Annotated in this window: 19 protein-coding genes; 7 read left to right on the forward strand and 12 right to left on the reverse strand. The window is 68.1% G+C overall.

What is annotated here, in order from left to right; translation table 11 throughout:
- Nucleotides 1–333: 333 nt before the first annotated feature.
- The 6 genes from AD72_RS22115 to AD72_RS22140 all read right to left on the reverse strand — a co-directional run bounded on the left by AD72_RS22115 (nt 334) and on the right by AD72_RS22140 (nt 5,769).
- Nucleotides 334–882 carry a DUF4232 domain-containing protein gene (locus tag AD72_RS22115; protein ID WP_031468467.1) on the reverse strand — a complete coding sequence of 183 codons (549 nt, stop codon included), beginning with the start codon at nt 880–882 and terminating at the stop codon, nt 334–336.
- 196 nt (nt 883–1,078) lie between these two features.
- Nucleotides 1,079–1,843, reverse strand: coding sequence for an SDR family oxidoreductase (locus AD72_RS22120; RefSeq protein WP_031468468.1), 765 nt, complete (start codon nt 1,841–1,843; stop codon nt 1,079–1,081).
- A 2-nt stretch (nt 1,844–1,845) separates the two neighbouring features.
- Nucleotides 1,846–2,802 carry a carbohydrate kinase family protein gene (locus AD72_RS22125; protein ID WP_037346921.1) on the reverse strand — a complete coding sequence of 319 codons (957 nt, stop codon included), beginning with the start codon at nt 2,800–2,802 and terminating at the stop codon, nt 1,846–1,848.
- A 14-nt stretch (nt 2,803–2,816) separates the two neighbouring features.
- Nucleotides 2,817–3,449, reverse strand: a complete 633-nt coding sequence (locus AD72_RS22130) for a class II aldolase/adducin family protein (RefSeq protein WP_031468470.1) — start codon at nt 3,447–3,449, stop codon at nt 2,817–2,819.
- Between the two features lie 2 nt (nt 3,450–3,451).
- Complete coding sequence (locus AD72_RS22135) at nt 3,452–4,399, reverse strand: sugar-binding transcriptional regulator (RefSeq protein ID WP_031468471.1); 948 nt, start codon at nt 4,397–4,399, stop codon at nt 3,452–3,454.
- Nucleotides 4,400–4,479: 80 nt separating this feature from the next.
- A complete protein-coding gene (locus AD72_RS22140; RefSeq protein WP_031468472.1) occupies nt 4,480–5,769 on the reverse strand; it encodes an MFS transporter in 1,290 nt (429 codons plus the stop codon).
- A gap of 173 nt (nt 5,770–5,942) precedes the next feature.
- On the opposite strand from AD72_RS22140, the gene AD72_RS22145 reads away from it, so the two are divergent.
- Nucleotides 5,943–7,457, forward strand: coding sequence for an FGGY family carbohydrate kinase (locus AD72_RS22145; RefSeq protein ID WP_031468473.1), 1,515 nt, complete (start codon nt 5,943–5,945; stop codon nt 7,455–7,457).
- Nucleotides 7,433–8,434, forward strand: coding sequence for an NAD(P)-dependent oxidoreductase (locus AD72_RS22150; protein WP_197285044.1), 1,002 nt, complete (start codon nt 7,433–7,435; stop codon nt 8,432–8,434). The genes AD72_RS22145 and AD72_RS22150 overlap by 25 nt, the downstream gene beginning before the upstream one ends.
- A 54-nt stretch (nt 8,435–8,488) precedes the next feature.
- Here AD72_RS22150 and AD72_RS22155 read toward each other — a convergent pair whose 3' ends face one another.
- From AD72_RS22155 to AD72_RS22165, 3 genes are read right to left on the reverse strand one after another with little or no spacing between them, the layout of a single operon-like run.
- The gene (locus AD72_RS22155; protein ID WP_037346922.1) at nt 8,489–9,364 is read right to left on the reverse strand and encodes an SAM-dependent methyltransferase; all 876 of its coding nucleotides are present in this window, start codon (nt 9,362–9,364) and stop codon (nt 8,489–8,491) included.
- 2 nt (nt 9,365–9,366) lie between these two features.
- Nucleotides 9,367–10,398: a sulfotransferase gene (locus AD72_RS22160; RefSeq protein ID WP_051898883.1), complete on the reverse strand. Its 1,032-nt coding sequence runs from the start codon at nt 10,396–10,398 to the stop codon at nt 9,367–9,369.
- Between the two features lie 25 nt (nt 10,399–10,423).
- Complete coding sequence (locus AD72_RS22165) at nt 10,424–11,647, reverse strand: glycosyltransferase (RefSeq protein ID WP_031468477.1); 1,224 nt, start codon at nt 11,645–11,647, stop codon at nt 10,424–10,426.
- Nucleotides 11,648–12,066: 419 nt separating this feature from the next.
- Between AD72_RS22165 and AD72_RS22170 the strand changes: the two genes are divergently transcribed.
- Nucleotides 12,067–12,957 carry an ArsR/SmtB family transcription factor gene (locus AD72_RS22170; protein ID WP_197285045.1) on the forward strand — a complete coding sequence of 297 codons (891 nt, stop codon included), beginning with the start codon at nt 12,067–12,069 and terminating at the stop codon, nt 12,955–12,957.
- Here AD72_RS22170 and AD72_RS22175 read toward each other — a convergent pair.
- Both AD72_RS22175 and AD72_RS22180 read right to left on the reverse strand, forming a co-directional pair.
- Nucleotides 12,936–14,933 (reverse strand): glycoside hydrolase family 95-like protein, encoded by a 1,998-nt coding sequence (locus tag AD72_RS22175; protein WP_031468479.1) that lies wholly within the window; start codon nt 14,931–14,933, stop codon nt 12,936–12,938. The genes AD72_RS22170 and AD72_RS22175 overlap by 22 nt on opposite strands.
- A 36-nt stretch (nt 14,934–14,969) precedes the next feature.
- Nucleotides 14,970–16,133: a glycosyltransferase gene (locus tag AD72_RS22180; RefSeq protein WP_031468480.1), complete on the reverse strand. Its 1,164-nt coding sequence runs from the start codon at nt 16,131–16,133 to the stop codon at nt 14,970–14,972.
- Between the two features lie 288 nt (nt 16,134–16,421).
- Between AD72_RS22180 and AD72_RS22185 the strand changes: the two genes are divergently transcribed.
- Genes AD72_RS22185 through AD72_RS22200 form a run of 4 tightly spaced genes read left to right on the forward strand, consistent with a single transcriptional unit; the run spans nt 16,422 to nt 22,233 of the window.
- Nucleotides 16,422–17,648, forward strand: coding sequence for a cytochrome P450 (locus AD72_RS22185; RefSeq protein WP_037346924.1), 1,227 nt, complete (start codon nt 16,422–16,424; stop codon nt 17,646–17,648).
- Nucleotides 17,645–18,088 (forward strand): cobalamin-dependent protein, encoded by a 444-nt coding sequence (locus tag AD72_RS22190; protein ID WP_031468482.1) that lies wholly within the window; start codon nt 17,645–17,647, stop codon nt 18,086–18,088. Before AD72_RS22185 ends, AD72_RS22190 begins: the two co-directional genes overlap by 4 nt.
- A complete protein-coding gene (locus AD72_RS22195) occupies nt 18,081–19,466 on the forward strand; it encodes a methylaspartate mutase (protein WP_031468483.1) in 1,386 nt (461 codons plus the stop codon). The genes AD72_RS22190 and AD72_RS22195 overlap by 8 nt, the downstream gene beginning before the upstream one ends.
- Before the next feature lie 16 nt (nt 19,467–19,482).
- On the forward strand, nt 19,483–22,233 hold the full coding sequence (locus tag AD72_RS22200; RefSeq protein ID WP_031468484.1) for a ferritin-like domain-containing protein: 2,751 nt from the start codon (nt 19,483–19,485) through the stop codon (nt 22,231–22,233).
- A gap of 62 nt (nt 22,234–22,295) precedes the next feature.
- Here AD72_RS22200 and AD72_RS22205 read toward each other — a convergent pair whose 3' ends face one another.
- Nucleotides 22,296–23,492: a cytochrome P450 gene (locus AD72_RS22205; RefSeq protein ID WP_031468485.1), complete on the reverse strand. Its 1,197-nt coding sequence runs from the start codon at nt 23,490–23,492 to the stop codon at nt 22,296–22,298.
- Nucleotides 23,493–23,510: the final 18 nt, after the last annotated feature.

Consider the following 23,510-nt stretch of genomic DNA (forward strand, 5'->3'; position numbering starts at 1 on the left):
AAAAGTGCGACAGAGCCATATCAACTGTGTAAGGCCGTGGCCTACTTGTTGAGATGACATACCCGGATCGTGATTCGGTCTCGGAAAGAGAGTGTGAGCCCGTTCAGTTGTTTGCACAGTTCCTCAGGAACTGCGACAAAGGCGACTGCGTTGCCGTCGAGTCACATCGTTGAGGGGCCCTGTCTTCCCAACTGCACAGCCGTGACCAGCGAGAACATCTCGCCGGTCACGGCTTTTCTCGTGCGCGGGAGTGAGCACAGCACTCAGTGACACTCCGCCCGAGAGGTTTTGGACGTGCGTACCGAGGTTCCCGGGCACTCCCTCCTCATCGTTCTAGCGTTCCGGAGTGGGCGCGGTCCCCGCGTGCACGGCACCCACATCGATGGTGTGACTGTCCGCATTGGCATCCACCGCACCGAGGTTCCATGCCAGGTTCACCTTCGGGTCGATCGGGTCCCCGTGCGGATTGCTGGCCGCCGCCGCGGTGTAGGTGATCGCATTCGGGGTCTGCTGCTCGTCCGCGGCAGCGATCTCGGTCCAGTGCAATGGCACATAGGCGGAACTGCCATTGGCGATCCCGACAGCAGGCGTGCCACCGGCGGCCTCGTTGTGCACCAGCACGTTGTGCGCGCCGACCAGTCCGATCTCCGGAACCCCGGAAAGGGCACAACGCTCGCCCTGCTTCGCGGTGAACTGGATCGCCCCGGAACGATTCCCCACACCCGCATCACCGGGTACGAGCTTGGTCGTGAACTGATTCGCGGTACACGGCAGCAAACCCGAACCACCGGCCTCAGCGGCACTCGCGGTAGCCCCGAGCATGCCGACACCGATCCCGGCCACCGCGAAACCGGCCACCATCCGACGCACCATACTGTTCATGACTTCCCCTTCCCAGGCACCCCGACCAGAGCACCACCATCGGTGAACCAATCACACGATTGGTCTCGCACCGGAAGAGATGCACAGCCCCGGGGAAGGGAGGCCAAAACATGACATCGCTCGCCAGAGCGCAACCTCCAGGGGCTCCCACACGTCAACAGTGCTGTCACCGACCGTCAGGTGGCAGCATTTCCGGTCACCAGCACACGAAACCGCAGTCCGCGATCAGGTCGAGTCCGGTACAGGCCGAGGAAGCCTGGGAGGCAAGGAAGATCGCCGGTCCGACGAGCTCGTCCATGTCCACCATGCGTCCCATCGGAGTCTGGTCCTCCCATTCGGCCCTGGCTCCGGCGACTTCCGGTCGCTGTGTCATGGGGGTCAGCGTGTAGCCGGGACTGATGGAGTTGACCCGGATACCGCGTCGCGCCCATTCCACCGCGAGCGATTTGGTCAGGTGCATCACGCCCGCTTTCGCGGAGTTGTAATGCGCCTGGGTCAGTCCCCGGTTCACGATGGAACCGGACATCGAGGCGAGGTTCACGATCGAACCACCACCGCGTTCCAGCATGACGCGCGCCTCCGCCTGGGCGCAGAGGAAGACGCCGGTGAGGTTGACATCGATCATCCGCCGCCAGTCGGCGGGGGCCAGTTCCTCGGCGGGCGCCTGGTGGGCGATCCCGGCATTGTTGAGCGCGATGTCCAGCCCACCCAGCTCGTCCACGGTGCGCTCCACCGCGGCGGCGACCGAGTCGGCATCGGTGACGTCACCGCCGATCCCGATGGCCTCGGCACCGAGCCCGCGCAGCGTCTCGGCCTGTGCCGATGCGGTATCGGCGTCGAGGTCGAAGCAGGCCACGGCCGCCCCGGCGCGCGCCCATCCGGTCGCGATCGCTGCCCCGATCCCCCGCCCCGCTCCGGTGACGAAGGCCGTTTTTCCTTGCAGTGAAAAGGAATCGAGCATGCTCACTCTCCTTGTTGCTTACGTGGGGTCATCGCGGTGAACCGGTCGAGCCCTGCTCGGTCGGTGATGCCCGCATCGGATCCGAGTCCGGTGGCGACGAGGCTGCCCGCCGCGAGGCCGAGCTCGGCTGCCTGTTCGATGCCCGCACCGTCCAGCAGCGCGGCGATGAATCCGGCGCTGAACGCATCGCCGCAGCCGGTCGTGTCCACAACGTCGACGGCGTAGGCGGGCAGCAATCGTTCGGTGCCGCCGCGTTCGGTGACGCTGACTCCGTCGGCTCCCATGGTCAGCACGGTGGCGCCGACGCCGTGCCGGTGATACCAGTCGATCGCGCTCGCCCGGTCATCGGTTCCCGCGACGAAGCAGGCGTCTTCCAGGTTGGGCAACAGGTAGTCCACGTACGGCAGGCAGGCGGCGAGCCTGCCGGGGAACTCCGGATCCTTGGTGGGGATGAAATCCATCAGTACGGTGAGCCCGATCTCCTTGGCACGCCGGAGAATCCGGGCACTCGGCTCGCCGTCGAGCGCGGGCAGCAGTCCGCTCCCGCCGAAGTGCAGTACCCGCGCCTCGGCCAGCAGCGGCCACGGGATCCGGTCCTCGGTCAGCTCCGCGCTCGCCCCGATCACGTGCAGCGGCGGGCGTCCGCCGTCCGGGCGGATCGGCAGGATCGTCGCCGAGGTCTGTGCGGTGTCCACTTCGGACAGACCGGTGCAGTCGACACCTTCCGCGGTCATCCGCTCGCGCAGGAAGGCACCGAGCGTGTCCCGCCCGATCGCGCCGACCGAGGCGGTGCGCACACCGAGGCGGGCCAGATCGACCGCGGTCGCGGCGGCGGTACCCGCCACGGTCATGGTGATCTCCTCGATGAGCTCGACCTCCTGCCCGGGCGGGATCCGGGTGACCGGACGGCCGAGGATGTCCAAGATGTGCAGGCCGAAGGTGACCACATCGGTGCGCATACCGTCCTCCAGCCTCAGGCGTGCAGTGTCCGCAGGGCCGCCTCCGGGAAGGCGGTGGTGGTGTCCCCGAGGCACAGTGCGCGATAGGTCGCGGTGGCCGCCTCCTCGAGGTTCATCGCGCGCCGGAACGCCATGCCGATGCTGTCCCCGAGCGCGGAACAGCCGTGGTGGCCCAGAATCACGCAGTTGTGCTGTTTCGCCTCGGTCGCGGCGGTGTCGGCCAGTTCATCGGAACCGTTCGGGTAGTAGTCGGTCCGGCCGACCGAGCCGACGTATGCCGCGTGATCGAGGGTGAACAGCCGGATCGGATGACCGAGCGCGTCCACGAGCACCGCGTGCTGCGGATGAATGTGCACCACCGCGTTCACATCCGCGCGCACCCGATAGGTCCGCTGATGCAGCTTCCACTCACTGGACGGCGCTGGATTGCCCCCGATGACCGCACCGTCGAGATTCATCACCGTGAAGTCCTCCGGGGTGAGCCGGTCCAGCCAGGTTCCCGCCCCGGTGACCACGAACTCCCCGGAACCGGGTAGCCGTGCGGAGAGGTTGCCGCCGCTGGCCAGCACGAGCCCCCGCCGCACGGCCAGTTCACCGGCCTCGGCGAGTCGCTCGATCAATTCCTCGGTGGTCGCGGCATCGCGCATGCTCAGTTCCCTTTCCTGGTTGTCCGCAACAACGTTCTCGCGGTGTCGACATCGGTGACGAGGTGGTTCATCAGCCCGGCGCTCAGCGCGGCCCGCAGCGGGGTGATCTTCTGACTGCCGAAGCCGACGGCGACGCGCTGCGGGATCCTGGCCAGTCCGCGCAAGCTCATCCCGACCACCCGCTGATCCACGGTGCTCTCGACCGCCCTGCCCGCGCTGTCGAAGAACCGGGCGGAAATGTCCCCGACGGCACCGCGTTTGGTCAGCTGTCCCCGTTCGCGCTCGGTGAGTGTGTCCGCGAGGATCCCGCTGCCCGCCGCCACCGCGCCGACCCCGGCGATCAGCAGCTGGGCCCCGGCGGCGAGCTGCAGTGTCTGCCGCACCCCCGGGTCGGCGTTGAAGGCCGCCGCCGCATCCGCTGTCCTGGCGAGAATGGGCGCGGGCAGGTGATAGGTCCGTGCGCCGAACGCCGCGCCGAACCCGATCACCAGCTCGTGCGGGCTCATTCCCCTGGAGGCACCGCCCCAGCTGCCCGCGAGCGGCACGAATCCCAGTTCCGGCAGTGGTTCCGGCGGTCGCAGGTGTGCCACGATCGCGGCCACGCTCGAGGAAAGCCCCACCGCGACGGTACGTACCGTCGGAGCGAGCGCGGTCAGACACTCCGCCCCGGCCATCCCGACCGAGGCGAGGCTGCGCTCGGGATCGGCGAAGCTCGGCGCGATCCAGGCTCCCGCCAGTCCGAACGCACCGCTCAGCTCGGCCTCGAGCTCGCCGAACGGGGTGGCCTCACCGTGGATGCGGATCTCGACGATTCCCGCGCGCCGCGCCTCGGCGAGCATCCTGGTGACCTTGACCCTGGAGAGCCCGAGCAGCTCACCGATCTCCTGGTGGGTCATGCCGTGCTGGTAATGCAGCCGGGCCACCCGGCCCAGCGGTTCGCGGGACTCCATCGGCCGAACATCCGTTCTCATTGGTGAGCATCTGTTCGCCGAATCATCGCGCTCGCGCACCGGCGCGGGCAAGCCGGGGCTCATCCGGTGATCACCTCCGTGCGTCCCGCGGACGCCTGCTCGGTGCGCTTGTCCCGCAGCACATAGGTCAACGGGATGCCCACGGCGTAGAGAGCGGCCAGCAGCCACATCAACCCGCCGACGCCGAGCGGCCCGAGGAAGATCCGGGCCAGTACCGGCCCGACCGCGTTGCTCAGCCCGGCCCCGAGGTTGAGGATGGCCACCGCGGCGGCCTTGTTGTTCGGCGCGAGCAGCGGCACGATCGCGCTCAGCGGCACATAGGCGGCCATGCCCAGCCCGAGCAGGATGGAGATCGCCATCGCGGCCGCGAAGTTCGCGCCGAGCCATTCCGGAACGTAGTACCAGGCCAGCACCGAGATCACGCAGAGCAGCCCGCCGAACCAGGCGACCACGGTGATCTGGCCGATCCGGTCGCCCAGGTATCCGGCCGCGACGTTGCCGAGGATGTTGGCGAACAGCATCGTGCCCCAGATGGTCTGCCACTGGGAGAGCGTGAACCCGATCTCGTTGATCATGTGCGTGGAGATGAAGACCGGGAACGCGTAGAAGCACAGGGTGTTGATGATGCGCACCACGCCGCCGATACCGACCTTCGGATGATCCTTCACCACGGTCAGGCCGCCTGCCACCTTCCGCAGGTTCGCCGAGAGCCCCGCATCACTGCGCTCGGAACGCGCCCGCACCGCGACGATCAGCAGTAGCCCGCCCGCGGCGATGAACACCAGCGAGAGCCACATCGTCGCCAGCTGGCCGAGCCATGGGATGACGATTCCCGCGAAGTAGGAGCTGACCACGCCGAGCCCGGCCGTCGAAGCGAACCAGTACCAGCCGACCGCCCTGCCGATCACCTCCTTCGGGGTGCGCATGGTCACCCAGACAAGGAAGCCGTAGGAGAAGAACGGGTATCCGAGGCCCCGGATCCCGTACGAGATCAGCATCACCGGGTAGTTCTTGGTGGCCACACCGATCCCGAGGAACAGCAGCTCGAACACGAACCAGATCAGGAACCCGGCGAGCATGACCCGCCTCGGCCCCCACGCCTCGGCGAGCGCACCGGCCAGCCAGGCGGCCACCGCGACCACGATGCCGTAGACGCTGACCAGGGTCGCGACATCGGCGGCCGCGAAACCGATGGATTCCAGGTAGGGAGCGAGGAATCCGAGTTCCACGCCGTCGCCGACCATGAACAGCAGCACCGCGAGGAAACCCCAGGCGAGCGGGCGGACGATCCCCTGACGGCCCAGCCACGTCCGCCGGGCGCCGTTTTCCCCCTCGGTGTTTTCGCGCATCAGCACTCCTCTTCGAGCCCGCGCAACGAACAATTGTTCATACGGTTGCACTATGGATCGGTAGAGCATCAGCTCGCCCGGCGCGGATGTCAAGAGTTGACCGAACCGGATCCGGCATCTAGATTCCGAACAGTTGCACGATGTAGTGCACATATGTTCAGTGGAGAGATGTGATGGCTACTTCCGCCATCGTCGGGATCGACGCGGGCACCACCGCGGTCAAGACGGTGATCATCACGCCGGACGGCCGGAACCTCGCGACGGCACGAGTCCCCCTCGAGGTCGAGCGCCCGCGACCGGACCGTGCCGAACAGTCGATGGAGGCGGTCTGGCAGTCGGTACGGCACACCGTCACGGCGGCATTGCATGCGGCGGGCGAGGTCGAGGTGAGCGCGATCGGCGTCACCGGGCAGGGCGACGGGGCCTGGCTGCTGGACGCCGAACACCGCCCGATCGGACCGGCGAAGCTGTGGCTGGATGGGCGCTCCGCAGCCCTGGTCGAGCAGTGGGAGCGGGACGGCAGGGCCGGGGCGGTCCGTGCGGTCACCGGTTCCACCCTGTTCGCCGGGGCCCTTCCGATCCTGCTCGAACAACTGCGCCCGGAGGCGCACTACCAGGCCAACTGCAAGGACTGGATCCGGCTGCGGCTGACCGGCGTGCTCGAAACCGACGCCTCCGAAGCATCCCGCACCTATCTCGATGTGCGCACCGGGTGCTACTCCGGGGAACTCCTCGACCGGCTCGGTCATCGGCGCTACGCCGGACTGCTGGCGCCGGTGGTCCCGGCGACCGCGACCCGCCCGCTGCGCCGCGAGGCAGCCGAGGCACTCGGGCTGCGCCCCGGGATCCCGGTGGCCACCGGGATGGTGGACACCGCCGCCGCGGGCATCGGCCTCGGCGTGGTCGAACCGGGCGAGAGCTACGCGATCATGGGCACCACCGCGTTTCTCGGCACGGTGCGGGAACGGGCCGAACAGGCCACGACCTCCACCGGCATCCTCCTGGCGACCGGCCACCGTGGCCGGATCCTCGAATGCCTCTGCCCGATGTCCGGGACCCCGAACCTGGAATGGGCCAGGGAGATCACCGGCAACGCGCACCGGGACTGGACGGATGTGGAAGCAGCAGCCGCGGAAGTCCCGCCGGGCGCGGACGGCGTGCTCTATCTGCCCTACGGGGCGCAGTCCGGTGAGCGCGCACCGTTCCACGCTCCGGAGGCCTCCGCGGGCTGGCTGGGCCTGTCCACTTCGACCAGCCCGGCCGCACTACTGCGCGCGGTCTACGAAGGCCTCGCGTTCAGCCTGCGGGAGTGCCGGGAAGCGCTCGGTACGACCGGGCCGCTCCGGCTGTGTGGCGGTGCCACCACGAGCGCACTGCTCTGCCGGACCATCGCGGAGGTCACCGGCACGACCGTGTACCGGGCCGCGGACGAGGAGACCGGGGCGCGCGGAGCAGCCGCGATCGCACTGTCCGCCACCGAGAACACGGATCTCGCCCGGACCGCGGCGAAACTGCGCGGCGAGCCGCGCCGGTTCGAACCGGCCCCGGAACGGGCCGCCGACTACGAACGGCGTTACCGGATCTTCCGTTCCGTCCGGGACGCCGTCCGTCCACAATGGAGCGAACTGCGGAAGCTCCGCGAACCCAACGAACAGGAGACCACGTGCCCGACCGTCCTCGCGTGCTGATCACCGCGGCCTTCGACAACGGAATCGCCGAAGCGCTGCACGAGGAGTTCGAGCTGACCGTGCTCGAACCGGCGAACCTGCGCCGCTCGCTCGCCGAAACCGGGGCGGACGACGCGCTCGCCGAGGCCGAGGCGGTGGTCTGCGAGACCGAACTACTCGACGCCACGGCTCTCGCCGCGGCACCGAATCTGCGCCTTGCCGTCTCCTGCCGGGCGGCGCCGGTGAACATCGACCTGGACGGCTGCACGGCGCGCGGAATTCCCGTCGCGACCACCCCCGCACGCAATGCCGACGTCACCGCCGATCTGACCTTCACCCTGCTGCTGGCCACGTTGCGCAACACCTCCCGCGCGGAAGCCTGGCTGCGCAACGGTTCCTGGAGTGCCGAGGATGTGTTCGAGCCCTATCGGGAGTTCCGCGGTCTCGCCCTCAACGGCCGCACGCTCGGCATCCTCGGCGGCGGAGCGGTCGGCAGGCGGGTACTCACCCGCGCCCGCGCCTTCGGCATGCACGTGCTCGTCTACGACCCGTACCTCGACAAGGACACCTTCGGCGACCAGGCCCGGGTCGTGGGCCTCGAGGAACTGCTCGGCGCCGCGGACGTGATCACCGTGCACACCCCGTTGCTGGAGTCCACCATCGGGCTCATCGGCGCCGAGCAACTCACCCTGATGCGGCCCGGCGGCCACCTGATCAACGCCGGACGCGCGGCGGTGGTCGAGGAGCAGGCGCTGCTCGACGCGCTGCGCACCGGTCACCTCGCCGGTGCCGGGCTCGACGTGTTCTGGGAGGAACCGCTGCCCGCGGAGCATCCACTGTTCGGGATGCCCAACGTCACCATGACCCCGCACATCGGCGGCGCCTCCGACGACGTGATCGCCGTACACTCCCGGATGGCCGCCGAGGCTCTCCGGGCGTGGCGGCGGGGCGGGGTTCCCGCGGCCGTGGCGAACCCCGCCGTGTATGACCCCGCGTGACCGGTACCGGAGCAACGGGGACCGCGCCGGTGGTACCGGCGCGGCGCTGCTCGGTCAGGGAACGTGCGCGACCACGATGATCACGCCCTGCATCTGCTGTCCGGCCAGGAGCGGGCGCCACCACTGCACGAGCTGCTCGTCGGGGACGGAGGAGAATGGCACGACATCGATGATCTGCTGCACCTCGGCGGGCACGGGGTGTTCCCGGGCGTACCGCCGCAGTGCGAGATAGGTCCACAGCGCGGTGTACTTGGTGTTTTCGGTGATGTCGGTGACCTCGTCGAGTACCAGCCCGGCCTGCTCGGCGAAGCCCTGGTAGTCCTCGGCGGCGATCGGCGCTGCCGCCCGCCATGAGTCCAGTATCCTGACGAAGTTCGCGTCGGTGGACCGCTCCGGTCCCGCACACAAGGTGAAATCCGTGAGCACGATGCGTCCGCCGGGCCGGACCACCCTGGCCATTTCGCGCAGTGCTCGCACCCGGTCGGGCACGTGGACGATCGATTCGAGCGCCATCGCATGATCGAACGAGTCGTCCGGGAACGGCAGCGCGAGCATGTCGGCCCGTTCGAAGCTCACCCGGCCCGCCACGCCGTCCTGCACGGCGCGGTTGTTGGCCAAGCGGACGTCCTCGCCGCTTGCCGAGATGCCGACCAGGCTTGCCCCGCTCGAGTTCGCCAGGCGTACCCCCGGCAGCCCCGGACCACATCCCACATCGAGCACCCGCTCGGTCGGCCGCGCGCCGACCCGATCGATCATCATCTCGGTCAGCCGCGCGCCCGCGGTCTCGAAATCGCTCTCGTCGTCCGGCCCGGTCCAGTAGCCATAGTGCATGTTCCCGCCCTGAGCCTGGGCGATGACCACGTTTGCCCGGTCGTAGAACTCCCCCACCGATTCGGGGGTCGGAACCGTGTAGTCGAGCTCAGCGTCCATTTTCACTTCCTGATCATCGTGGTGCTGGCGGTCGGGTCGATCAGCGCCAGCTCGCCCGGTGCGCAGGCGGTCCGCAGTTCCTCGCGTGACACCGGGTCGAGCCGCTGCGCTGTCCCGCTGCGGAACCTGTCGATGCCGGCGCTGACCCGGTCGATCCAGCCGGGGTCGGCGGACACCCCCAGATAGGACGCCAGGGTCCCGAGCTCGCCGCGCGGATCGGCGAGCAGCTGCTCGTAGCACAGGTCGAGGTGGTCGGTATCAGCCAATTCGCCGACACCGTTGCAGATCATCGAGGACCAGAACTCACCGAAATCGCGCAGGGAAAGGTCGACGCCCATCAGTGATTCCTCGCTGAATTCCGCGCGAAAAAACCGCTGATAGTCCGCAGGCAGCTCGGAGATGTGTTTCTGGAACAGCCGCCGCACCGGTACGTTCGCGGCCCTGGCCGCCGCCCGGGGGAGCAGCATGAGGCGGAATCCGTAGTGCCTGCTCATCGACAGCGCGCAATCCGGGCCGTCCCGGTAGAGGTGCACGAATCGCGCCTCCGGAAACATCCTCCGCAATCGTTGCACGTAGAGAAGTGATGCCCCGGATCGTTCGACGAAGACCTGGCGGCCGAACCGGGCGGTGAACCAGCCGAACAAATCCCGGTAGTGGTCGCCGATCGGGCGGCGCGGCCAGTGCGGCAGCTCGCCCGCGAGCTCCTCGTAGAGCCGGTCCGGATCGTCGCTGAGCGCCGGGAGGGTCACGTGGCGAATGACCGGCACACCGGAGACCTCGCTGGACCGGCGAGCCGAAGGTCCATGCCATGCCGGCTTCCGCGCCCCGGCGCGCATCATGGCGTCGAGCAAGGGATCCGGCTTTCTGAGCAACTCCCAGAAGCCCTGTCCGTCGAGCGGTTCCGCCGGAAAGGCCCGGTGACGCAGCGCGGCGAAGAACTCGCTGAGGCTGAGAACCTGCGGATGACCTTGCAATGCCTTGCTGAGCATTGTCGAGCCGCACCGGCCGGTGCCGACGATGAAGGTCAAGGACACCTGAACCCCCGTCTCCGATACCCGGTCATGCCGCGAAGGCACCAGCGGTGGTCAACCGGTGAGCGGCGACCTCCGCGCCGTCGCGGCGGACGGCAGCCGCCACCGCGCGAGCGGTTGCCCCCACCTCCGGCCGCAGGGCCCGATCGAGCGCGCTGAGCAGCGAGTCGACGGTCGGGTTACCGGGCGGGCACACGAAACCGGCGCCGAGCTGTTCGATCCGCGATGCCCAGTAGTGCTGGTCGTACATCTGCGGGACGAGGACTTGCGGCGCCCCGCCCAGCGCACCCATCAGCGTGGTCCCCGCGCTGCCGAAGTGGACCACGGCCGCGACCCGGGGGAACAGGGCCTGCACGTTGATCTCGTCGACGGCGAGGATCTCGTCGTCATCGGCGGGCAGTTCCAAGCCGGCCCAGCCACGGGAAACGATGGCGCGCCTGCCGAGCGTGCGGGCCGTGCGGACGACCACTTCTCCGAGATCGTCCTCCACCAGCATGCTGCTGCCGAAACCGAAGTAGATCGGTGGATCGCCACTGTCGAGGAATCGCTCCAGCCCGGGCGCGAGGGGCCGCTCGTCGGGCAGGAACCAGCCCCCGGGCTGGAAGACGTTCAGGTCCGTGGGTTCGAGCCACGGACCGACGGTCGGATCGGCGGCCACCCACGGGCGGTCGGTGAAGGCGTGATCGCGGACATCCTCGAGTGCGGGCAGCCCGACGCCCGCCCGGTGCTCGTTGAGCGCAGTGCGCAGGAAATCGTTCATGAATTTCCGGTCACGCTCCCACAGCGCCCAGTTGTCCGCGTCCGGGGGCGCAGGCGGCTCGGTGGAAAGCGGCACCGGTGGCGGCGCGTGATACGGCGAGGGCAGCATGTTCGGGCTGAGAACCGCGAACACGTACCCGATGCCCAGTGATTCGGCGACCGAGCGTGCCGCGGCGAGCTGCGGAGTCAACGACAGCAGCAGATCGCAGCCCTCGGTAGCCGCGGCCAGCTTGCCGAACTGGGCCTCGATCTGCCGTTTGGCCATCGGAGCGAGCTGTTCGGCCGTATAGCTGGGGCGTGGCCGAGTGGCCAGTGCCTTGCGCATCACCGGGCCGATCGGTGTCGCGGCGAAACCGAGACCGGCGAGCCAGTCCTGAAAGTCGGGTGGCACACACAGCCGTACCTCGTGGCCGAGATCTCTCAATCGGGTGGCGAGCGCGACCAGCGGCTGGACGTCCCCGCGCGATCCGATGGTTGCCAGCATGATGCGCATAAACTTCGCCACTCCTCCAGAGCCGCAGAACCGGCCGGTCGGCGCCGACCATGCCGGGAGCGTAACCATCCGGCTCGCGGGCGCACCACGTCATTCTGCGATACGTGAAAGACGGAGTCCGCGGACATCGCTGGCCTCCGCTTTCAAGCACAGCCTTCAACACCGCCGAGGAATTCGGAACGAGAATGTACGATGCGGCTCATGGCCAACAGCGCACCGCCGAAGAGAAGCCCGGGATGATGTGATCGAACGCGGAAGTAAACACCACTGGGGAACTTATGAAAATTCTGTTTTCAACCGATGGATTGATGCGCGTTCGCTTGATCAACATCCACAATTCCGTATCTGAAACACTATTCGCGGCACGCCTTTTCGGTCGTAGTTCGAACGCGCTGCATTTCGACCGGTGGCGGCGAACCGTGCGAAGCAAGGCCGGCCAGCAGGCCCGTGCGCTCAGTTCACTGGCGCGGGCGGTGCAGCCACCGGCCGAGCTGTTCCGGCTTCCGGTCAGCACATTCGACTCCGGCGCGGCCGCCGCCTATTACCCGGACAGGTCGGCATCGGCCGTGAGCAGCCTGCTGTACCGCTTCCACGACGCGGCCATCCTCCCCTATGGGCAGGCACTGGCCAACGCTCTGGAGACGGACCGGAACACCCGCAGCGACATCATTCTCGACCACGGCGTCGACGGCTTCCTGCGCAGTCTCGACCCACTGTGCAGGTGGCAGTTCCCTCAGCTGGAGATCCCGAACGGATCGGATCACACGATCCGGATCGATGAGCAGGGCCTGCTCATCGCACCGTCCATCTTCCACTGCGACCGTCCCGCCGTGTTCATGCCGAACTCGCGCTCGAACGGCGGGCCGCCGATTCTGGTGTGTCCTTCGCCCATCACCATCGAGACGGCACACAAGTTGTGGGACTCCGGGGCACACGCCGAGCGCGCTCTCGCGGCACTGCTCGGGCGCACCCGCAGCAAGCTGCTGGCGGCCCTGACCGGCGGCTCGTCCACGACGGAGCTGGCCCTGCGCCTGGGCATCTCCGCGGCATCGGTGAGCCAACATACCGGTGTCCTGCGGGAGGCCGGGCTGATCACCACCGATCGTCATCAGAACACCGTCCAGCACCGGCGGACACCACTCGGCCTGGCGCTGGTCAACCGCATCGGTGCCGCACGCCGGTCCGGGCAGAAGCCGCCTCCGGTGGCCACGGAAGCGCACGAACCGTGCGTCCCCGCGCCGCACTCGGGACATCCGGTGGAAACAAGCGCCCCGACCGAGGCGGCTGCTCAGACCAACGCCTCGGTGTGATCCCGGGACTTCTCGGTCAAGCCCCACCGCCGGGCGGATCCGGTACTCGCGACATCCCGGATGCCCACATCCGCCGGGCCGTTTCCGGGGCGGCACACCAACAGCGATTCGCCTGCGCCGAGGCGGCCGCGCAGCATTCCGGGCGCAGCCCGCTCGACACGAACCGGATGTCCGGCCTCATCACGAACGTCCACCGGGCCGACGATCCCGTGGCGCAACGTGAACGGGCGCCCCGCCTCGCTGCGCACCCGGATCCAGTCGGTCCTTCCGTTGCTCCGCGAGGCATCGAGCACGAAGGCCCCCGGTGCCCGCAGCCCACTCACCGAGGCCTCCGCCCACTGACCGGGCAGCGCGGGAAAGACATCCACCACATCATCGTGATCCGCGGAGACCAGCATCCGCATCATCACTTGGGCGGCTTCGAACGAAGCGCCGTGGTGCGCGAGCGCACCATCCCGGAGCAGCGTGGCCGCCGACATGCGGGAACCGGCGTGGTCCACGCCGTCCAGCACCGGGCGCAGGTGCTCCAGTGCCTGCTCCGGCGCACGAATCCCGGCCGCCATCACCGCGAAGGACAGATGCGAGCGGCTGTCCCAAGCCTGCGGCATCGAAGCCCAATGGCGCAGGCTGCGCGACATCACCGCGCGGTCCTCGGGCCGGTGCCATACCTTCTCCCCGAGCGGATGCATCCAGAGCAGGTGGGCCGGGCGCGGCTGGGATGCCGCGAGCCGTACACCCGCGCCGAGCAGCACACCGGTCTCGTCGGTGTGGTACGGCACCAGCCGGTCCGCCAATGTCCGCCAGCGCAACCGCTCGTCGTCCGGCACGTCCGGGCCCGCGAGCCGGTTCGCCGCCCAGCGCAGCAGCGAAAGATCGCAGGTGGAATCCTCCACATTGCCGAAGCCGGGTGAATAGGTCATCGGCAGGTGCAGGTACCCGTCCGGGCCTTCGAGCAAGGAACTCTCGTAGTGGCTCACCGCGCTGCGCAGCATCGGCCGGAGTACCTCGCTCAGTACACGGGCATCGGCACCGTATCGATAGCTGTCCCAGATCTCCGGCAGATTCCAGCCCAGGATCGGGTTCTCCGCGTCACCGGACTTGAGCCCCGCGGCGGGGGTCGCGGCCAGCAGATGATCGAAGTTCCGTGGCCAGTCCCCCTGCTCCGCGGCGGCCAGCGCGGGATGCGAGTCGAGATGATTGGTGGTGCTCAGCGTCACCGGGGTGTCCAGGCCACCGGCCGCGTCACCGCGCGCGATACTGGCCGCGGCATAGACCTGCAGCCAGTGGAACCGCTGAAGCGTCTTGTCCGGAACCGAAACGAAGCTGCCCCGGTAGTACTGGTGCCACCAACCGCGATGCGCGGCCAGCAGCCGCTCCGGCTCCTCGGCGGGCAGTTCTCCCGGCGCGCCGATCATCAGCCAGCGCCTGCTGCCGTACCACCGGTCGCGCCAGCCGATATCCGGCACGTCGTCCTCCGCGACCGGCGCCGCCGCACCCCGCTCCCCGCCGCGCGGGGTGAGACCGGCGAGCAGCGTCCCGGTTCCGCGCGGGACGCTCACGGTCAATTCCATGCTGCCCCTGGTCGTCGTGACGGTACCGGTCAGCTCGGCGTCCCAGGGATCGAGCCGCCAGTGCACGCCGGTGAGTGTGCCGCTCAACGGCAGCGTGTAGCGCGCCGCAGGCCGATCCAGGCCGTCCCCTGCCCGGCCGACGGCGAACACGAGGCCGGTTCCGCCCTCGGCCACCAAGACCTGCGCGGTGCGGTCACCGTCCCCGAGGAACGGCGCGTTCCACCAGTGCATCGGCGGCCGGACCCAGTGCATGATCGCGTCGCGCACGACGGTCTCGTAGAGGTCGGCCGTCCCCGCGGTGCCGCCCGCCCACGCGGCGCTGGTGCCGAAGAAGTGTGCGCCGCTCGTGGCAACCGCCGCGGCGGCAAGACCGCGCAGGAACTGGCGTCGCTCAATCGCGGCCATCTCGTCCCCTCTCCTGGCGAATGTCGGCCGGATACCTCATACTCCGTGATCCTGAAGGTGTTTCCGCAGCGCATCGGCTGCCGCACCGGCCGGATCGTCGTGGCGCAACGACTTCGCCATCCAGGCCAGCCGGTCGGCCGTCTCCGGATCGGCGACCAGCCGGCGAGCGGCATCGAGGAACGGCCTGCCCTCGGCCGGTCGGCCGACCGCCACCGCCACCCCGAGCTCCACCAGCCTCTTGGCGATGCCCACCTGGTCGTACGCGCGCGGCACCGCGATCATCGGCACCTCCTTCAGGACGGCCTCCAGCGCCGAATTCATGCTCGCCCTGGTGAGGAACACCGAAGCACGATCGAGCATCACCGACTGCGGCATGAACCGCCGGGCGATCACGTTCTCCGGAAGCTCGCCGATCTCGGCCGGATCGGTTCCGGCGGTGGCCATCAGTACCGTCCACTCCGTACCGGCGAACTCCTCGGCCAGGGAACGGAAGAACTGGGGAGAACAGCCGAACACGGTGCCCGGCGAAACGAAAAGCAACGGCCCTCGGCCGATCCGCTCCCAGGGCAGGTCGATGTCTCCGTAGGTGCTGGTGTCCTGGATCAGCGGTCCGACGAAATGGTACCGCTGCCCGAACGTCTCGAACTCGGGTTGCATGTCCGGAGTCGCGTTGACCAGCGCCAGATCGGCATGATCCCGCAAGGACGGATGGAACTGGGGCAGCAGACCGAGCCGTTTCACCGTGCGGATCCACCGTTCGCTGTGCCGTCTCCGGAGACTGGCCAGCACCATCTGCTCGCTGACCGCGTAGGTCACGGTGAACGAGGCCAGCGGGGTGCCTTCCTGATGCGCGGCGGGCGCGCCCCACCTGGCGGCGATATCGGCGACCACCATGTCCGGGCGCAACCGCGGCCATCGGCGCCGCAGTTCACGGACGATACCGCGGCGTTCCCGCATCATCTTCAGGCCCATCGCCCGGTTGCGCCGGATCTGTTCCTTGGTCGGATTCTCCGGGAAGTTCGGTATCACCGTGGTGTGGATCTCGGAGACCTCGCAGCCGAGATCGCGGAAGACCCCGGCGAACGGTGCGGCCACCGCGACCACGACCTCATCACCACGTCGTACGAGCTCGCCGATCAGCGGCGCCATCGGGTTGACATGGCCGTGCATCGGGTAGGGAATGAACAGATACCGCGACAAGGGGCGACCTCCTGCGGGATAGGACCTGGCGACCGGTGAACCGCTCCTGGACACATCGGAAAAGTCGCGAAAACGCAGCCACTCATAACCATGAAAAAGGCACCATTATCGATAGATATTGGCACACAATTACAGCCGACCCGGTCAAGTTAGCATCGGCAGGCAAGCCTGTCACACACTTTTAGCGCTGATTGAATCAGGCGTGATGATAACTGAAAGTCCGGGTCAGAAGGGTTATTCATCGGCTAAAGTCGGGCGACCTCGGATTCAGGCACGAAGGGTCATTCGATGACAGCAAGAAACGCGGACAGCCTGCTCGACCTGTTCGACGCCGACTGGATCGCGCGACCTTACGATTACTATTCCAAGCTACGCGAACAACATGGCGTCTACCGGGACGACCTGATGCGCAGCTGGGTCGTGCTGAACCATGCGGACATCACCGCGCTGTCCAAGGACGACCGGCTCTCCGGCGCGCGGATCGACGAATTCCACGCCGCGCTTCCGCCGGAATCCCGCGCGGACATGGCGCCGCTCGCCGCGGTCCTCAAGAACATGATGCTGTTCCGGGAACCGCCGGAGCACACCCGGTTGCGCAAACTCATCCAGCCCGGCCTGACGCCGCGATTCATCCGGACCGTCCGCTCGACGATCGAGGAACTGACCGGCGAACTGCTGGACCGGGTGCTGCCGACCGGCCGGATGGACGTCATCCACGACTTCGCCAAGCCGCTCACCCAGTCCGTGATCGCGCTGCTGGCCGGGGTACCCGCGCAGGCGGCCCATCTGCTGGCGGACTGGCGCGGGCTGCTGCCGGAGTTCTTCTCGCAGTCCTCGGCCGAGCTGCCCCGGCTGACCGCGTTGCGTGCGGTCCTCGACGAGAACCTCGCGCAACGACGCGCCGGGCTCGCCGAGGACCTGTTCACCGAGATGATCGCCGACCGGCTGGACGGGGGCGGCTACACCGACGATGAGGTGTTCGCCAACTTCCTGCTGCTCATCGACGCCGGACAGGCGACGACCACGCACCTGATCGGTAATGCCGCGCTCGCCCTGCTGGACCATCCCGGGCAGGCCGAGCTGCTGCGCGACCGGCCCGGACTGGCGGCGAACGCGGCGCAGGAATTCCTCCGCTACGACAGCTCGGTGCAGTTCACGACCCGGATCGCGACCGGCGAAATGCGGGTGGCCGGCCAACTGATACCCGCCGGGGACAGCGTGACCCTGGTACTCGGGGCGGGCAACCGCGACCCGAGCCGGTACCCCGAGCCGGACCGGCTCGATCTCACCCGCAAGGCAACCGATCATCTCTCCTTCGGCCACGGCATCCACTATTGCCTCGGTGCCGCGCTGGCCCTCGCGGAGATCGAGATCGCCATGCGCTGCCTCGTTCAGCGCACCGAGAACTGGCGAGCCGGCCGCACCGAGCTCTCCTGGCTCGACAGCGTCAACTTCCGGTTCCTCAGCGCCCTGCCCATCGAGTTCGACGAGCGCAAGCCAGAGGTCACAGCATGATCACCACCACCCTCGCCCCGAGCCGGACGGTGCTGCTCGGAGTCACCGCCAGTGATACCCACGCGGTCGCCAACCAGCTCATTTGCCGGCATCTGCGCGGACATGGATTCCACGTGGTCAATCTCGGGGTCTGCACGCCACTGACCGAGTTCGCCGACGCACTCGACCGGGAACCCGACATCGCGGCAGTACTGATCGGCAGCCTGAACGGGCACGCGTACGAGGATCTGCGCGAGCTGCCCGAACTGCGCCGCAAGGGCCGGTTACGCCGCCCAGTGATCCTCGGCGGGAACATCTCGGTCGGTGCGCACAAGCAGGCCGGTGACCGGCTCCGGCTGGCAACACTGGGCATCGACCACATCCTCACCGATGTGGACAGTCTGCTGCCGCTGCTCGACACCTTGCCGACGGCCCGCGTCCAGGAAGGGCGACATGGCTGAGCTGGGTGCCATCGAGGTGAGCGAGGAGCTCGCCGGCCGATTACCGAGCTGGCCGGAGATCGTCGCGCAGCTGCGGGAAAACGGTGCCGGTCGGACCGTGGACGTGCTGCGGGACGCCGATCGGTGCGGCCGGCCGCTCGTCCAGCCACGCTGTGGCGTCGGCGCGCACCAGGAGATGCTGACCCTGCTGCGCGAGCTCGAAGCGTCCGGACCCGCCATCCTTTCGGTCACCATCGACTCGTACACCCGGCTGGGCCAGTTCGACGTCGCCGCCCGGGTGCTTGCCGAGGATCCGCATCGGCTGAACGGCTATCCGCTGGTGGCGCACGGCTGGCAGCGAGGGCGCCAGCTCGTCGAGGCGGTCGGGGTTCCGCTGGAGATCCGGCACGGTTCGCCGGACGGACGGCAGCTGTTCGCCACCGCCCTCGCGGCCGGGTTCACCTCGTACGAAGGCGGCGGCATCGGCTACAACCTCCCGTACTGCAAGGACGTTCCGCTGGCCGATTCACTGCGCGCCTGGCAGCAGATCGACACCACATGCGGGATGCTGGCCACCGAAGGCGTGCTCGTGGACCGCGAGCTGTTCGGCACCCTGACAGCGGTGCTGGTCCCGCCGTCGGTCAGCATCGCCGTCACCATGCTGGAGGCGATGGCGGCGGCCCAGGCGGGCGTGCGGTGCCTGTCGATCGCCTACCCACAGGGCGGCGAGATCCACCAGGATGTCGCCGCGCTGCGCGCCATCCGCGCACTGGCCCGGCGCTACCTCGTCCCGCAGATCGAGGTCTTCCCGGTGCTGCACCAGTTCATGGGCGCCTTCCCGGACGATCCGGCCCTGGCGAGCGCGCTGATCCTCTACGGCGGGCTGCTCGCGCGGCTCGGCGGCGCCACCAAGGTGATCAGCAAGACCGAACAGGAGGCGCACGGACTGCCCGATGGGGCAACGAATGGGCGGGGTATCCGCACCACGGCGGTCGGCGCTTCCGGCATGTTCGACTTCGTCAAACTCGACGAGGACCGGATCGCCGAGGAACAGTCCTGGATCGAGCGGGAGGTCGGCGAACAGGTGGAACCGCTGCTCGCCGGTGGGCACCTCACGACGGAGATCCGGACCGGGTTCCGGACCGGCCGGCTCGACATCCCGTTCAGTGCGAGCCGGCACGCGCACAGCAGGATCATTCCACGCCGCGACCGGTCCGGGGCCATCCGCTATGCGGACAGCGGCAACCTCCCGTTCTCCGCGGCAAGCCGGCGCCGCAACGCGGCCCTGCTCGCCGATGCGGATGATTCCCCCGCCCCGGGTCGGCGGGAGACCGGGGAGATAGCGGCGATGGTGCGGGACATCGCGCATTTCTCCGGTCGCAGCGCAGCTTGTCCCTGAAACCGAAGGATCCAGTATGAGCTACCTGGGATACCCGCGGGTGAATTTCGCCGGCAAGTACCAATCGGATATCTCAACCGTCAACAACGCACTCCGCTACTACAACAACGACACCTTCGAACCACGCTTCCAGCGGCCCGCGTACTTCACCCCGAAGGGGCTGATCGACGAGAACGGGCTGTTCAATCCGCGCGGTACCGGCGATTTCCGGCTGTCCGGGCTGACCGTCCGCAGCGGACTGTCCCCGGACGGAACCCTCCTCGAGGACAGGTCCAAGGACCCGGTCGTCGGCATGTCGATACTGGAAGGCAACCGGCGGGTCAGCGCCAAGATGGTGGACATCGACCAGCGTGACCAGACCGTGCCGGGTATCTACGGGCTGTGCGTCCGGATCGTCGACGACAAGGGCCGGGAACTGCTCACCGGCGAGATGGAACCGACCTGGGTCGAAGACCTGTGGCGCCGCGGGCCCGGTGATCAAACCCCCGGCGGCACCAACGCCAGCGCCATGGTCACCTCGGTGTTGACGGATCTGCGCTGGGCCGACGATCTGCCCTCCGCGCTGCTGCACCAGCTCAGGGAGAACACCACCGAGGATCTGCTTTCCATCCGGTTCACCATGGACGGCTACGAGATCGACCTGTTGAACTTCGGCCTCGCGCACACCTACGGCCGGCTCGTCGGCAGCATCGGCCCGTACCACAGCGGGGAACCGCGCCGGTTCGTCGCAGGCCGCAGACTCCGGCCGGTGACCGGCAAGTTGTCGGACACGGCGGTCCGTGCGGACGACACCAACCGCACCGTGTTCCTGGATTTCTCCAACAGTTGGCCGACCAAGAGCAAGGGCGGGCCGCCTGCCGATCTCGGCTCCCTCAGCCTCGCGGTGCTGGACGACAAGGAGAAGCCGACCGTGTTGGCCCCGCTTCCCCGGGCGGACACCAGGTTCCTCGAGGATCACGGCGGTATCGCCGCGATCGAGCTGACCGCTGAACAGTTCGCGGCCATCGCTGATCGGCGCCTTGCCGTGGTCGACGCGGCCAGCCCGCCAGCGGCCGTCCTCGCCGAGAGCTCCGACGGGACCTGGATCCACGCCGACACGATCGTGCACCGGCTCTACCCGGCAAAGCCGTACGAGACCTCGAGCGCGACCGTCCACGTGACGAAGTTCGGCCGTCCGGCACCCGGTTTCGCGGTGACCGTCTCGGCGCCCAAACCGACCCCGGCGCTGACCTTCCCGGCCACACTGACAACCGATCACGACGGCCGGGCCGAACTCGCCCTCACCGCGAAGCCACCGCCGAGCCATACCTTCATCGACGGTGTGGCGACCTCCGTTCTGCTCACCAGCCCGGCCCGGTCGGGACAGCCGGACGCGCGGGTGGCCGCGCTCATCTTCAACGAGTACGACGCGCCGGACCGTCCGACGTGGAATCGCGATGTCCGGCCGATTTTTCAGCAGTACGCCAACCTCTACCCGGTCATGGGAGGACTCTTCGACCTCGCCAACTACAACCATGTCGTCGAGCAGAAGACCTACATCAGGCGCACCATGACCGCACCCGTCGAATCACCCACGTACATGCCGGTCAGCCGAGACCTCTCCCCAAGGAAGCGAGACATGATCATGAACTGGCTGCAGACCAAACCCGCACCGCCCATCCTGGAGATCACCTCGCGCGAGGAACTGCTCACGGTGCTGCAGCAGGCGATGCTGACCGAACTGGCGGTGATCCCGCCGTACAGCGCGGCGTTGTTCTCCATCAAACCGGGCTTCAACAAGGAGATCCGCCAACTGATCCGCGGGGTGCTGCTGGAGGAGATGCAGCACATGGCGCAGGTGTGCAACATCATCAACGCGGTCGGCGGCAAGCCGCAGATCGGCCGCCCGGGGCTGGTGCCCACCTATCCGGGACGGCTTCCCGGTCCGGTGCTGCCCGATCTGACCGTGCGGCTGCGCAAACTGTCCCCGCAACACGTCAAGGACGTGTTCATGGCGATCGAACAGCCCGAGCATCCGATGGTCGACGGCAAACCGTTCCGCGGCGCGGTGATCGCCGCCGACGAGATCTCGGTCGACAAGCAGGGCAATCTGTTGCGCAGCGGCGAAGCCTCGATGCGCAAGGTCGAGGAGTGGTTCAGCAAGGCCGAGTACACCCCGATGACGATCGGCTGGTTCTACAACCAGATCGCCAAGGCGATCATCCGGTTCGACGACGGCCGGCTGTTCACCGGTGACCCCGCCCGGCAGGTCGGCTGGCCGGACGCGCCGGGCACGCTGTTCCGGGTCACCGACAAACGGACCGCGCTGCTGGGCATCCTGCAGATCATCGAGCAGGGCGAGGGCAGCCCGCACGACCTGGACGGCGACAATCTGGGAGATCCCGAAGAGCTCGGGCACTACTACCGGTTCGCCGAGATCGTGCACGGCAGGCAGTTGATGCGCAACGGCGAGGGCAAGTGGGTCTACGAGGGCCCGGAGATCCCGTTCGACCCGGAAGGGGTCTACCCGGTGGTGGACGACGCCGACTCGTACAGCCTCCCGGCGGATTCGCTCGCCCGGCGGGAGTCACTGAAATGCGATGAGTCCTACACCAACATGCTGGCCGGGCTGAACCGCGTCTTCAACGGGCACCCCGGGGAGATGGACGACGCCGTGGCGCTGATGGGCCAGCTCCAGGTGCAGGCCAAGCGGTTGTACGAGATCCCGGCCGCGGAAGGCTCCTCGACAGTGGCCGGACCGGCCTTCCAGTCGCCTGCGCCGCGCTGAGCCCCTTGGCCGCGCGGCGCCTCGGGATTCCCGGTCACCGCACGGTGGCCGGGAATCCGGGTTCACCACGCGACGGGTAACGCCGCCAATCCACCGGCCACCCGGTCACGGTTGACCGGAAGCTCCTCGTCCGGCACGGCAAGGCGCAGCGTCGGGAACCGCGCGAACAGCCTGCCGAACACCTCCTGCAGCTCGATCTTCGCCAGGCTGGCACCGATACAGAACCGCGAGCCATAGCCGAACGACATGTGCGGATTGCAGGTACGGGTGATGTCGAACTCGTCCGGGCACTCGACCCGCTCGGGATCGTAATTGGCCGCGCCGGTGGCCATCACGACCGCGTCCCCGGCCTTGATGGTGACCTCGCCGATCGTGATGTCGTGTGCCGCCCACCGGGTGACGCCGCCGATCAGGCCCGGGGTGATGGTCATCCGCAGGATCTCCTCGACCGCGCCGGGCAGCAGGCCGGGATCGGCGAGCAATTTCGCGCGCTGTCCGGGATTGCGGATCAGCAGCAGCACGCCCAGATCGATGCGGGACATGGTGCTCTCGTGCCCGGCGAACAACAGTCCGGTGATCAGCCCGGCGGCCTGCTCCGCCGAGGTGACGGTGTCCTCGGGGTTGTGCACCAGATGGGAGACCAGGTCCTCCGCGGGTTCCCGCCGTTTGGCCGCCATCAGCGCCGCGGTGTAGTCGACGAACTCCGCGCGCGCCGCCCCGGCTCGTGCGCTGTCACCGATATCGCTCATCCGGTTCCACCAGTCGCGCAGTTTTCCGTGGTCGCCCGGCGGTGCCCCGATCACCTCGCAGATCGCCGTCATCGGCAGCGGCTGGGACAGCACGGCGTGCAGATCGACCGGCGGAGTGACCATGGCGTCCAGCACCTCGTCGATGTGCCCGCCGATCCTGGTACGAAGCTGCTCCATCCGCTTCGCCGCGAACGCCGGGGTGAGCAGTCGGCGCATCCGGTTGTGCACCTCCTGTTCCTTGTCGACCCCGGCGTGCGGCCTGCCCCCGTGGGTTGGCACGCCCGCGACGATCGGCGGGGTCGTCCTCGGGGCGTTGTCCGGATCCCGGTGCGCCCGGCCCAGCGCCTGGTTGCCGTACAGCTCACGCAGTTCGTCGTACCCGGTGACCAGCCACGCCTCGTCACCGGTCAGGGTGCGCACCCGTGCGATGGGCTGCTCCCGCTGCAGTTCACGAAACCGCGGCGGGACCTCCAGTACATCCCCGTCTCCATCGAATGGCAGCTGATCCATGAGAACCGTTTCCTTCCG

The organism is Sciscionella sediminilitoris (genome assembly GCF_000737195.2).
Classification (GTDB): Bacteria; Actinomycetota; Actinomycetes; order Mycobacteriales; family Pseudonocardiaceae; genus Sciscionella; species Sciscionella sediminilitoris.